This is a genomic window from Saccharopolyspora aridisoli (assembly GCF_004348445.1).
GTDB classification, from domain to species: Bacteria; Actinomycetota; Actinomycetes; order Mycobacteriales; family Pseudonocardiaceae; genus Saccharopolyspora; species Saccharopolyspora aridisoli.
In genome coordinates this window covers 1-12,690 of the sequence record NZ_SMKV01000044.1, presented here as the reverse complement: position 1 = coordinate 12,690, position 12,690 = coordinate 1, and the positions used below count along the sequence as shown (strand labels likewise).

Sequence of the window (12,690 nt, the reverse complement as noted above, 5' to 3'; positions counted from 1 at the left end):
TGAACGACTCATCGCGAGGTCGCTCCGCCGCAGGTTACCGTTGAGCCGAACTGATTCGCGGTGCGAACGATCGAGGGTGGATGTCAGAGCAGTCGCGCGGGAAGTACGCGCTGATCCTGGGCGGGATGTCGGCGTTCGGGCCGCTGTCGATGGACATGTACCTCCCCGCGCTCCCAGCGATCTCCGGCGAGCTGAGCGCGGGCGCCTCCCAGGTGCAGCTGTCGTTGATGGCTTGCACGATCGGGCTCGCGCTGGGCCAGCTGGTGATGGGCCCGCTGTCAGACACCTACGGCCGACGCCGCCCCCTGCTCATCGGTGTCGTCGTCTTCGCCCTCGCCTCGCTGGCCTGCGCGCTCGCGCCCTCCGCCTACGCGCTGGCCGCGCTGCGGCTGGTGCAGGGCTTCGGTGGCGCCGCCGGCATCGTGATCGCACGAGCCGTGGTGCGCGACCTGTTCTCCGGTGTCGCCCTGGCGAAGTTCTTCTCCCTGCTGATGCTGGTCAACGGCGTGGTTCCGGTGCTCGCGCCGGTGCTGGGAGGACAGCTGCTGCGAATCACCTCGTGGCGCGGGGTGTTCGTGACGCTGTGCGCGATCGGTGCCGCGCTGCTGGTCGCCGCCCTGGTGGCACTGCCTGAGACCTTGCCGCCGGAGCACCGGCGCCCCGGCAGCCTGCCGCAGACACTGCGCACCTTCGGCGGACTGCTGCGCGACCGGATGTTCACCGGTTTCGCGTTGTCGGCGGCACTGGCCTTCGCCGCCATGTTCGCCTACATCTCCGGTTCGTCGTTCGTGCTGCAGGACGTCCACCACCTTTCGCCGCAGATGTTCAGCGTGGTCTTCGGCGTGAACTCCATCGGCATCGTGGCGATGGGCCAGATCAACGGGCTGCTCGTCGGCAAGGTCGACTCGCGGCGGCTGCTGGCGGTCGGGCTGAGCTGCAACGCCCTCGGCGGCCTCGCCGTGGCGGTCTCGACGGTCCTGGGGCTGGGATTGTTCGCGCTGCTGCCCGCCCTGTTCGTGACCGTGGCCAGCATCGGCCTGGTGTTCCCGAACGCCACCGCCCTCGCCCTGGCCGGGCACCGCGAAACGGCCGGGAGCGCCTCGGCGCTGCTGGGCGTGCTGCAGTTCATGATCGGCGGGCTGATCTCCCCGCTGGTCGGCATCGCCGGTTCGGACACCGCGGTCCCGATGGGCCTGGTGATGGGCGCGCTGTCGGCCTCGGCGGTCGTGGTGTTCGCGGTGCTCACCAGGCGCCGCGCCCAACCCGAACCGCGTTGACGGCTCACGCCGGGGCGCGGGACGTCAGCGGCCGACCCGGAGCACGGGTCCGCACGCGCGTGTCGGGGTGGTGGCGTCGCGGTGGTTGATCTCGTCGATGCGGCGCCCGGCGTCGGCGCGCAGCACCGCTAGCACTCCGGGGTCGGGGACGGCTTCCCGGCGGATCCAGTCCTGGTTGGGGGCCAGGACCTGGTCGGCGTGGACGAGAACGTAGTCGCGGGCCAGTCGCGGATCGCCGAGGACGCCGGTGACCGCGCTCCAGTGCCCGTGCGCGTGGATGATCGTCGGGTGTGCGTGCTCGAAGACGTGGTCGCGCAGTCCGCGCATGTCGCCTCGGTTGTGGTGCCCGGCGATCGCCGGGTCGGTGAGCCCGGCGAGGTCGACGATGCGGAGTCGACTGGTCAACGCCGTGCCACCGACGTCGGGGACGAGCAGGGACCCGCTGCGCAGGCCGAGCAGGTCGGCGTAGCGGTCGGGCACGTGACCGTAGCGCTCGGCGATCGAGCAGAGCGGCACATCGGGAGCGGCGCGGAACGCCGCGGCATCGCGATGCAGCCGAGGCGCGCCGACGAGTCCGGCGAGCACGACGACCAGCACCAGTGCGACGCGCCATCGTCTGCGGTGACCGGCGAGGCCGGCCGTGACGACGAGCGCGGTGGTCAGCGCCGCGAGCGTCCACACCGGGGTGGCGAAGCGTTGCTGGCTCATCCAGTCCTGCGGCAGCAGGGTGTAGGCGATGACCGCGAGGGCCAGCGGGATCAGCATCGCGGGAAGCGCGGTGCGGTGGTCGCGGCGGAGCACCAGCAGGGCCACGCCGAGGAGGAACGCGGCGGTGGCCGGCCACCCGGGGTAGGCGAGGAGTTCGCCCAGCCGGTCCAGCTGAGGTGCGCCGAGCGCGATTCCGCCCTTGACGACAGCGGTGTTGGGCACTAGGAGCCCGAAGTGGACGAAACGCCAGGTGACGAAGAGTCCGAAGGGGACGATGAACGACGCGCAGGAGATCGCGATCGCGCGGATCGCCGCGCTGCGCGCGGACAGCGCGGCGAGCAAGGGGAACGCGGCGGCGAGGACGGCGCCGTCGGGTCGCGTCATCGCGGCCAGCACCGCCAGCGCTCCCGACGCCGCGGCGATGTGCGGGTGCAGCAGGGTTCCGGCCAGTCCGGCTCGGAGCAGCAGCGTGGCCAGCGCCGCGGTGATGAGCGCGTAGAGCGGGTTCTCCAACCCCGAGAAGCTCCAGATCACGAACGACGGCAGCGCCGCGAGCACCGCGCCCGCGACCAGCGGAGCCCACGCCGCCCGGGAGGTCAGCGGCCGAGCGGCGACGTAGGTGCACACGAGCACTCCCGCGCAGCAGACGAGTGCCAACAGCTTCGGGAAGACGACGTAATCGGGAGATCCGAGGAGTGTTCCGGAATCGAAGAGGCCCCATGCCCGGCCGAGGGCCAGCAGCGCCAGCCACGTCGGGTTGGAGTAGCCCTCGACCGACATCGCGCCCGGCTGGAGCACGAGTCCCGCTCCGCTAGCGAGGTTTCGCGCGTAGGCGAACGTGATGGCGGCGTCGTCGATGAGCCAGGAACCGTAGGCGCGCGCGTGCACGGCGATCAACGCGGTGCCGCAGCCGACGGAGAGGATCGCCCCCCAAGCCGATCGGTGCCGCATCGTCGTGCGGAGCGAGCGTTCCGGTGCGGAGCGATCGGCCAGCGTCTCGGCCATCGATACCCTCTTTGTGAGTAGTGAGCGGAAGTTTTTTGCGCGGCGCCTTCGTCGCGACGCTAGTTTCGAAGCGGGGAGCCCGCGAACGCTCGATCACTCTTTGGAGTAGTGAACGGAACTTCCTTGCGCGGCGCCTCCGTCGCGACGCTAGTTTCGGACCGTGGTGCCCGCGAAAGCACGATCACTCGTCCGGGCACCGGTTTTCAGACTGCGATCATGAGTGCTCTGACCTAGCTTGCCCGCGCCGTGTTCAGAGCCGTCATCGATTGCGGTGACGTGCTACGTACGTCGCCGGGAGTCACCCGGCGACGCAGCCAACGCAGGTGGGCCACGGTGGAGAGCTTGTGGGTGCTCGCGGTCGCGACGTTGGTGCTGTTCGCTCCCGGCGCGATCGTGCTGCTGGCGGCCCGGGTGAGGCGGGTGAGCTGGTTCGCCGGGGTGGCGCCGCCGATCTCGTGCGTGATCGCATCGGTGACCGCGATGGGCTGCGCCTTGATCGGCGTGCCGTTCGGACCGGGTCCGCTCGGCCTGGTCGTCGGGCTGGTGGCGCTGATCGGCGTGGTGGTGTGGTGGCGGAGCCCTCGCAGGTCGTCGACCGGGCACCTGCGGCGTCGGCCGGTCGAGGTGGTCGGAGCGGCGTGCGGCGTCGTGCTGGTCGCGGCCGCGATAGCGGCCGGGATGCGGTCGTGGTTGGCGGGCATGGGTTCGCTCCGCACCGTGCCGCAGGAGCACGACATGGTCGTGCACACGATGCTGACGGCGTTCATCGAACGCACGGGTCGGGGCGCGCCCTGGCAGCTGCTTCCGGCTGACCTGCTCACCGGATCACCCGCCCAGCCGTATCCGGCCGGGTTGCACCTGCTTTCGGCAACCGTGGCCCGGTTCGCCGGGGATGCCGTGGTCGGGTTGAACGCGGTGGCCGTCGTGGTCTGCGCCGTGGTGTGGCCGGTCTCGGTGGCGACGCTGACCGTGCTGGCAGCCCGACGCGCGCGAATGGGCTTCGGACTCGCGATGGTCGCCGGGGGGATGGCCGCGGTCGTGGCGATCGGCCTGCAGCAGCCGATGTTCCTGCTCAACCACGTCGGCGGGATGCTGCCGAACGCGACCGCGCTGGCGATGGCGCCGGGCATCCTCACCGTCCTCGTGACGATGCGGCGGGCGGTGGCGCCGGTGCTCGTGGCCGGTCTCGCGTGCGCGGGCGCGGTGGCGGTCCACCCGAGCGCCGGCGTGACCGTGGGGGTGAGCGTGGTGGCCTGGTGCGCGGGCGAGTCGTTCGTCCGGGGCGGAGCGAGTTTCGCTCTGGACCGGGTGCGCGCGGTGGGGGCTGCCGTCGTGGTGGCGGGGGTCCTGTCGCTGCCGGGACTCGCCGCGGTGCTGTCGCAGCGCGCGACCGTGACCACCTTCCCACCGGAGAAGCCGGCCGAGTCGGTGACGCAGGCGGTGGGACGGGTTTTCGCGGTCCCCTACGACGGGTTCCCGGGTGACGCGGTGCCGTTCGGCACCGGGCAGTTCGCGGTGATGCTGCTGTTGCTGGCCGGCCTGGTGGCGATCCTGGTCAGGGGTGCGCCGTGGGGGCTGGTGACGACGTGGGGGGTGTGGGCGGTCGTCGTCGTGGCCATGTACGTCAGTCCCGGTCGCGGCTGGGAAGCCGGGATCACCCGCTACTTCTACAACGCGACGTTCCGGATCTCCAGCCACCTGAACTTGTTCGTACCGGTCATCGCGGCGCTGGGAGTGGTGTTCACGGCGGCGGTGGTGGTGCGTCGGCTGCCCCGGTTGCCGTTGCTGCGCCCCTCGGCGGGGCGGTGGGCAGCGGTCGCGCTGGTGACGGCGCTGGCGGCGGTCTACGCAACGACCGTCCTGCCGGGTTACCTGCGCATCGCCCAGTCCACGGTCGCCAGCCGGTTCAGCAGTCCGACGCCGTACGTGCGGGTGTCGCCGGACGATCTCGCCGCGATCCGGTGGCTCGCTCCTCGCGTGCTCCCCGGCCAGCGCGTGCTGAACTCCGCGAACGACGGGTCGACCTACCTCTACGTCCTCGGCGGGGTGCCGGTGGTGAACGTGCTGACGCTGGGCGCGGCCGCTTGGCCGCCGAGCTACGCGCTGCTGGAGGACTTCAACCGGTATCGGACCGAGCGCGACATCCGGCGCGTTCTGACCGACCTCGAGATCGCCTGGGTCTACGTGGACACCAAGACACCGACGATCAGTTCGGCGGGAGCGCCCGATAACTGGGTTTCCGCGCCGCCGTACGGGCTGGCACCGGGCTTGCTGAACCTGGAGACGCTGCCCGAGGTCCGTCCCGCGTTCCGCAGCGGCACGGTCGCCGTGTACTCGGTGGACCTGAACGCGATCCGCGCCCTCGACGCGGGCCCGCCGGCCGGACGACCTCCCGTCGACGTGAACTCGACGAGGTGAGGATGACCGACGCTTGGTTGCACGCGGCTCCGCTCTGGGCAGCGGCGGTGGTGTGGTTGGTGCCGACGGGCTTGCCGATCGCCTCGGCGATCGGACTGCGGGGATGCGCGGTGTGGGCTGCGGCACCGGCTCTGGCGGTGGCGACGCTGTCGGTGGCTGCGGTCGTCGCCGAGGCCGCGTCGGTGCGGTGGTCGCCGGTCGTGGCGCTGGGTGCGGTCGTGCTCGCGACGCTGCTCGCGCTCGCGGTGAACGGGCTGGTCGGCCGACGCCCCGCACCGGAGCGGAGAACGGTGCGTGCCTGCGCTGCCGGAGGTGTGCTGGCCGCGGCCCTGCTGGGCGGGATCGCGCTCGTGCTGGCGTTGCGGACCCCGGCGGCGTTGTCGCAGAGCTTCGACGCGGTGTTCCACTACACCGCGCTCGCCGCGATCCGGGACTCCGGTGCCGCGTCGTCGCTGACGCTGGGCGCGCTGGGCGTGCCGGGGGCACCGCCCCGGTTCTACCCGGCCGCGTGGCACGACGTCACCGCTCTGGTGCTCGCCACGGTCGGTGGAGCGGTCCCGGCCGGGGCGAACGCGGTCGCCGGGGTGGTCGCCGTCGTGGTGTGGCCGCTGGCGTGCGTCTTCCTGGCGCGCCAGGTGTTCGGTCCGAGACCGGGGACGTTGGCCGTCACGGGGCTCTACTCGGTGGGTTTCACCGCGTTCCCGTGGGGCTTGCTCAAGTGGGGAGTGCTGTGGCCGAACTTGCTGGGGATGAGCCTCGTCCCGGTGGCGCTGGGACTGGTGCTGGCGGTGACGGGCCGCGCGGTCGACGACGCGGTCGGCCGGCCTCGCGCGCTCGTGCTGCTCCCCGTGACGCTCGTGGGGATGGCGCTCGCCCACCCGAACACGGTGGTGTGCCTGGTCGTGCTGGCATCAGTCCTGGTCCTGGTGTCGACCGCGCAGCGGGCGCGCGAGCACGGCGCGCACGGCCGCGTCGTTCGCGCCGGGTGGACCGTGGCCGCTGCGGTGGTCGTGCCGGTGCTGCTGCTGACCGGGTTGCGCGCGACGCCGCTGGGGCGGGAGGTCGCGGCCGTGTGGTGGGCGCCGACCACCACCACGACCGGAGCCGTCGGCGAGGTGCTGCTGCACGCCACGCACGGACGTCCTGCGGAGTGGCTGCTAGCGGCCGTCGTCCTGGTGGGGGTCGCGCGGTCGCTCCGCGACCCGGCGCTGCGGTGGCTGACGGCGGCCCACGCCGTGTCAGCGGCGCTGTTCGTGATGGCCGCGTCGGTCCAGTCGCCGTGGACGATGGTGCTGACCGGCTTCTGGTACAGCGACTCGTGGCGGATCGCGGCGATGCTGCCGATCACCGGTGTGCCGCTGGCGGTGTTGGGCACCGTCGTGATCGCCGAGCGGCTCCGGGAGCGGATCGACCTCCGGGTCGCGGTGCCGGTCGGCGCCACCACGTTGCTGATCGCGCTGGTGCTCGCGGGCGCCACCAAGGGCATGCACCTCGGCCGCACCGCGCTGGTCGTGCACAGCAGCTTCGCGCCCGAGGACGCACCGGCGACCAACCTGGTCAGCCCCGAGGAAGCGGAGTTCTTCGCACGGATCCGCCACCGCATCGAGCCGGACGCCGTGGTCGCCAACAACCCGTGGGACGGCAGCGCGCTGCTGTGGCCGCTGCAGGGCCGTCGCGTCCTGTTCGGACAGCTGGACGGCCGGAAGCAGACCGCCGAGCAGGACTACCTGGCGCAGAACCTCGTCTTCGCCGCATCCGACCCCCGCGCGTGCCAGATCGCGGCGAAGCTGGGAGTGCGCTACCTGCTCGTGGGCGAGGTGCACTTCTGGCCGACCGATCCCAGGGTCGATGACTACCCCGGGGTTCGAGATCCAGGACGACTGCCCGGTTTTCGATTGGTCGAACGGCAGGGTGGACTGGCCTTGTTCGCGCTGTCGTCCTGCTCTGAAAGCTCCAACCTGGATTCGTCGGCGCTGCCGCCCGACGGACGGAGGGGAACGCGATGACTGCACGGGACGACATCTGGGTGATCATCCCGATGTACAACGAGGCGACCGTCATCCACGAGGTGGTCACCGAGCTCAGGAAGACGTTCCCGAACGTGGTGTGCGTCGACGACGGAAGCGCCGACGATTCGGCCGCCCTGGCCCGCGAGTCCGGCGCCGTGGTGGTGCGGCATCCGGTGAACCTCGGGCAGGGTGCCGCGCTGCAGACGGGGGTCGAGTTCGCGCGAACGCGGCCGGGCGCCCGGTGGTTCCTGACCTTCGACGCCGACGGTCAGCACCAGGTGTCCGACGCGGTCCGGTTGCTCGACGAGTTGGCAGCGGGCGACTGGGACATCGTCATCGGCACCCGGTTCGGCGATGGCTCAGCGTCCGTACCGATCCTCAAACGACTGGTCCTGCGCACGGTCGTGCGGTTCAGCCCGAGCCTGCGACGCCTGCGGCTCTCCGACGCGCACAACGGGTTGCGAGCGTTCAACCGATCGGTCGCCGACACGATGGAGATCACCTGCGACGGCATGGGCCACGCCTCCGAGATCATCGGCATGATCCGGCGTCTGGGCTGGCGGGTTGCCGAGAGCCCGGTGACGATTCGGTACACGGCCTATTCCATGGCGAAGGGACAGTCACTGCTCAACGCGGTCAACATCGCGTTCGAGACGGTGGTGCGGACCAAGACGGAGCAATTCAGATGACAATTCAGGTGATACTGGTCGTCGCCGTGACGGCGCTGCTGGTGTTCTTCCTCCGGCACCACGGAACGACGTACGTGACGGCCGCGGTCCGAATCGGCTTCATCATGTTCCTGGCGTTCGGCGTGTTCGCCGTGCTGCGCCCGGACACGCTGACTTTGCTGGCAGCCGCCGTCGGCGTGGGCCGGGGCTCGGACCTGCTGTTGTACGGGTTGGTGACGGCGTTCGCGTTCTTCTCGCTCAACACCTACCTGCGGTTCAAGGAACTACGGGTGCGGTTCTCGCGGCTGGCGCGAGCGGTCGCCCTCGACGAAGAGCGCGATCGGACCTCCTGAAGCGTCGCGCGAGACGTCTTCGGACAGGCGGTGCCGGGGTCCCGGAACCGCGATGTCGCTCTGCGACAGCAGGTGCTCCACGACGCTGCCGACGCCGGTGACGAGGTCGATCTGCGGCTTCCAGCCGAGTTCGCGGCCGATGCGGGACCAGTCGAGCACGGAGGCCCGCACGTCGCCCTGCCGCGCGGGCAGGAACGCCGGTTCGTCGGAAGCACCGGTCGCCTCGGCGACGATGGAGTGAAGTTCGCGGTCGGAGGTCGGCACGCCGGTGCTGACGTTGTAGCGCTTTCCCGAACCCCGCTCTCCCGAGGCGGCGATGAACGCGGGGATGACGTCGTGGACGTGCACGTAGTCGCGGGTGTTGCGGCCGTCGCCGTAGATCGCGGTCGGCGCGCCGTCGAGCATCGCGCCGGCGAACACGGCGACGACTCCCGCCTCGCCGAGCGAGAGCTGTCGGGGTCCGTACACGTTGGCCATCGCCAGGTGCGTGCACTCCACGCCGTGCAACCTCCGGTAGGTGTCGAAGTAAAGCTCGCCAGCGAACTTCGACGCCGCGTACGGTGAGAACGGTTGCACAGGAGCGGATTCGTCGGTCGGAATGGACTTGGCGTGCCCGTAGATGGAGCCGCCGGAGGTCGCGTAGACGACCTTGCGCGCGCCTGATGCCCGAGCCGCCTCGGCGACGTTGACGACGCCGAGGACGTTGGCGCGAGCGTCCGCGATCGGGTCGGCGACGCTGGCGCGGACGTCGATCTGCGCGGCGAGGTGGTAGACGACCTCCGGGCGATGTTCTCGTGCCAGGGAAACGACTTCGGGAGAGCAGACGTCGACGCGGTGCAGGCTGATCCTGCCGGTGTCGAGTGATTCAGCCAGGTTGTCCGCGCTTCCCCGGCTGAGGTCGTCGACCACGCACACCTCATCGCCGTTGCGAACGAGCTGATCCACGAGGTGCGAGCCGATGAAACCGGCCCCGCCTGTCACCAAAGCGCGCACGAGTTGCCTCCGAGAAAAAACGAAACTAATTCCGATACCAGGGTTTTCCGCTCGACCGCTGCCGCCTGGTACTTGCGAGCGTGGGTGGCGCCGAGCGCGAGCCGCAAACCGGGAGGTGGCACACCACCTAAACACGTGATGCTCCCGAACGCCGCGCAGCGACTCGAACGAGGAAGGTGTAAAGCGGTGCGGTCGAGCGGTGAGTCGAGCGGGGGATGCCGGAACCGCGGAAGGCGCGCGAGTTCTGCGGGGACGTGCTTGCGCGCGTAGCGTGCGAACCCGTGACCGGAGGTGAGCAGTCGGGGGCAGTGGCGCTCGCGGTGGGAACCGTTCTGGTCGGAGCGGCGGGCTACGCGTTCGTCGCGTTGGCGGGCCACCTGTTCGTCCCGTCCGAGGCGGCGGCGGTGTCCGCGTTGTACATGGTCGTCAACATCCTCGGTCCGGGTGTCTTCCTCGCCTTGGAGCAAGAGGCCAGCCGCCGCACCGCGCACGCGGTCGCGTTGGGTCGGTCGTTGCGAGAGTCGTTGGTGCGGACGTCGATTCGCGGAACCGGTTTGCTGGCCGCGGGACTGCTCGCACTCGTGGCTTGCGCACCGCTCCTGGTCGAGGACGCGCTGGCGGGCCACAGCGGGCTGCTGGCCGTGGCCGCTGCCAACACCGCGCTCACCGCGATGATGTCGCTGGTGCGCGGCGTGCTGGCAGGCTTGGACGATGCCGGCGGCTACGCGGCCTCATTGGGAGCCGAGGGGATCGGACGTCTCCTGCTCGTGGGTTCCGCGTGGGTCGCGGGCCCGGTTCCGGTGACGTGGTACGCGGCCACCTTCGCGGCCGGGACCGGGTGCAGCGCGCTCATCGGCGGGCTGTTCGTCGTGAGGCGGAGGCGTGCGATGGTGCGCCCTAGCCTGGGAGATGCCGCCGTCAACGCCGGTTCGAGGCCGGAGATGTCCGGTGGGTTGCCTTCGCTGGCGGTGGCGACGCTGCTGTCCTACGTGATCGCCAACCTGTCGGTCGTGATCGTGACGACGCGCTTGCACGACGCCGCGCTGGCGGCGGCCTTCGCCGCCGGACTCCTGTTGACGAGGATGCCGATGTTCGTGTTCTCGCCCGTGCAGGCGTTCCTGCTGACGGCGCTGACCGATGCGCAGGCGCGCGCGGAACGACGTCGCTTCCGGGCGGCGGTGAGAAAGGGCATGGCGGTGGCGCTCGCCTTCGGAGCGGCCGGGCTCCTGGGCGTTCTCGGCCTCGGCGGTTGGGCCTTGCGAGAGCTGTTCGGAACGCGGGTTCCCCTGTCGACGCTGACCCTGGTGTGCCTGGTCGGCAGCACGGTGCTGCTGATGGGAGCGCAGGTGCTGCACGCGGCACTGGTCGCGCGCGGCCGGCATCGGGAGGTCGCGGCGTCCTGGTTGGCGGGAGCGGTGGTCCTGGTGGCGGTGCTGGCATCACCGGCCGAGCCGGTGGCCGCCGCGGTCGCCGCGCAGGCGCTCGCGGGGCTGACGGTGGCCGTCGGCATGGCGTGGGCGCTGAGCCGGTCCTCCACGGCACCCGGAACACGGGAACCCCAGCGGGCGCCGTCGGCACCCTGGCCGCCGAGCACTAGCGACCGGGCCGAAAACCCCAGAGGATCGTTCAAACCGAACTCGGCGCAGCCCAGGTGAGGATGTCGCGGCAGGTGTCGATGAGCCGTTGCCGCAATCCCGCGGCCTCCTCGGCGAACTCGCGCTGCCGCCGGACGTAGTCGGCGCGTCCCTGCGGGGTCTCGATCGGCACGGGCTCGTAGCCGAGCTCCGAGAGGTCGTAGGGGCTCGCGCACATGTCCAGCTCGCGCACCCGCACCGCCAGTGCGAAGCAGTCGGCGATGAGCTCCCCGGGCACGAACGGGTCGAGCTTGTAGGCCCACTTGAACAGGTCCATGTTCGCGTGGAGGCAGCCCGGCTGCTCCAACCTGACCTGGTCGGATCGCGAGGGTTGCAGCTCGTTGAGCGGACGGGCCTGCGGGGTGAAGAACCGGAAGGCGTCGTGGTGGGTGCAGCTGATCGGCATCGACTCCACGACCTCATCGGTGCCCTCGTGCCCCAACCGCAGCGGCCAGCCGCTGTGCCGGACGTCGCCCGGCTCCGTGCGGTAGACCATCGCCCACTCGTGCAGCCCGAAGCAGCCCAGCCGGGCCGGGCGGGACGCGGTCGCGCTGAGCAGGCCGAGGATGAACTCCGCCGAGTCGCGCCGCTTGTCGGTCAGCGCCGCCCGGTCCAGCGCGACACCGCCGGGCGCTTCGGTGAAGCCCTTGCGGGAAAGGAACTGCTGGCCGTTCTCCAGCACCACGCCGACCCCAGGCTGCCAGCGCTCCAGACGGGCCGGGCGGAACGAGTAGTAGGTGAACAGGAAGTCCAACACCGGATGCTTGCGCTGGTGGTGCTGACGTCGGCGGTGCGGCGAGGTCCACCGGGCCACCCGCTCGCGGTGGGCTGTCTGGCGCTCGCGCCACTCCTGCTCGGTCAACACCAACATCGCTGGTCAGGGTATCTGCCCGGGGTTCAGTGGCGGAACTGGACCCAGTCCAGCTGCAGCGCCTCGCCGCCGACCTCCGAGCTGATGACCAGGTAGACCGTGTGCTTTCCCGTCACACCGCGCTCGAGCTCGACGGGCACGGTCTTCCAAGCGCTGTCGCGGCCGAGGTCGGCCACGTTGATTCGGCCGACCTCCTCGCCGTTGGGGCTGACCAGCCGGATCGAGATCGTCGCGTGGGCCGAGGGCGCCACCGCGGTGCGGAACCGCGCGGCGACCTCGGTGGCGGGCAAGGGCCCGAAGTCCACCTGGTCGAACCGCAGCACGTGGCCCGCCATCAGAGGACCGGCGAAGGTGGTGCCCTGGTAGGTGGAGGTGGTGAACGAGCGGTCCGCCCAACCGGCGAGCTCGGCCTGCAGCGCTTGGTAAGCGCTGCCGGCCGAGCGGCCTCGCTGGACGGTCGATCGAGTGTCGTCCCCGTTGCCGACCGCGTAACCGAACACCGCCGCACCTGCGACCAGCACCAGCGTCACCGCACCCGCGATGACCGCAGTCCGACCGACGCGGCGCTTGGACGCGGGCTGCTCCGGCGACGTGTTGGCGGAGCTCGGTGCCTGCCGCCCGTGCCACGAGCCGGACTGCGCGGGCAGGTTCGGCTGCGCGGCTCGCACCTGCTGCGGCGGGATCCACGGCTGCGACCGGGGCTGCGGGGACCCCGCCAGCGGCCGGGGAACCGACGGCGGGGTGGGGGCCACGC

General features: G+C 71.0%; 10 protein-coding genes. 6 read left to right on the top strand and 4 right to left on the bottom strand.

The genetic code is table 11. The features are described 5' to 3' along the window. Positions 1-80: 80 nt before the first annotated feature. Positions 81-1,277, top strand: coding sequence for a Bcr/CflA family multidrug efflux MFS transporter (locus tag E1161_RS23960; RefSeq protein WP_132626992.1), 1,197 nt, complete (start codon positions 81-83; stop codon positions 1,275-1,277). A 24-nt stretch (positions 1,278-1,301) separates the two neighbouring features. On the opposite strand, the gene E1161_RS23955 is transcribed toward E1161_RS23960, so the two are convergent. After that, entirely contained in the window at positions 1,302-2,990 is a 1,689-nt protein-coding gene (locus E1161_RS23955; protein ID WP_132626991.1) for a hypothetical protein, read from the bottom strand. A 333-nt stretch (positions 2,991-3,323) separates the two neighbouring features. Here E1161_RS23955 and E1161_RS23950 point away from each other — a divergent pair, with 333 nt between their 5' ends. The 4 genes from E1161_RS23950 to E1161_RS23935 are packed head-to-tail and all read left to right on the top strand — an operon-like array spanning position 3,324 to position 8,438. After that, a complete protein-coding gene (locus tag E1161_RS23950) occupies positions 3,324-5,408 on the top strand; it encodes a DUF6541 family protein (RefSeq protein WP_132626990.1) in 2,085 nt (694 codons plus the stop codon). A gap of 2 nt (positions 5,409-5,410) precedes the next feature. After that, positions 5,411-7,414: a DUF6541 family protein gene (locus E1161_RS23945; RefSeq protein WP_132626989.1), complete on the top strand. Its 2,004-nt coding sequence runs from the start codon at positions 5,411-5,413 to the stop codon at positions 7,412-7,414. Continuing rightward, entirely contained in the window at positions 7,411-8,106 is a 696-nt protein-coding gene (locus E1161_RS23940) for a glycosyltransferase family 2 protein (protein WP_132626988.1), read from the top strand. Before E1161_RS23945 ends, E1161_RS23940 begins: the two co-directional genes overlap by 4 nt. Then, the gene (locus tag E1161_RS23935; protein ID WP_132626987.1) at positions 8,103-8,438 is read left to right on the top strand and encodes a DUF2304 domain-containing protein; all 336 of its coding nucleotides are present in this window, start codon (positions 8,103-8,105) and stop codon (positions 8,436-8,438) included. Before E1161_RS23940 ends, E1161_RS23935 begins: the two co-directional genes overlap by 4 nt. On the opposite strand, the gene E1161_RS23930 is transcribed toward E1161_RS23935, so the two are convergent. Further along, the gene (locus tag E1161_RS23930) at positions 8,370-9,419 is read right to left on the bottom strand and encodes an NAD-dependent epimerase/dehydratase family protein (protein ID WP_328591310.1); all 1,050 of its coding nucleotides are present in this window, start codon (positions 9,417-9,419) and stop codon (positions 8,370-8,372) included. The two genes, E1161_RS23935 and E1161_RS23930, sit on opposite strands and share 69 nt — an antisense overlap. Positions 9,420-9,712: 293 nt before the next feature. On the opposite strand from E1161_RS23930, the gene E1161_RS23925 reads away from it, so the two are divergent. After that, positions 9,713-11,086 (top strand): hypothetical protein, encoded by a 1,374-nt coding sequence (locus E1161_RS23925; RefSeq protein ID WP_132626985.1) that lies wholly within the window; start codon positions 9,713-9,715, stop codon positions 11,084-11,086. Here the strand turns inward: E1161_RS23925 and E1161_RS23920 are convergent. Beyond that, positions 11,058-11,936, bottom strand: coding sequence for a 3-methyladenine DNA glycosylase (locus tag E1161_RS23920; protein ID WP_132626984.1), 879 nt, complete (start codon positions 11,934-11,936; stop codon positions 11,058-11,060). The genes E1161_RS23925 and E1161_RS23920 overlap by 29 nt on opposite strands. Positions 11,937-11,962: 26 nt before the next feature. Then, positions 11,963-12,690 (bottom strand): carbohydrate-binding protein (locus tag E1161_RS23915; protein WP_165939921.1); only part of this gene is annotated, 728 nt, incomplete at its 5' end.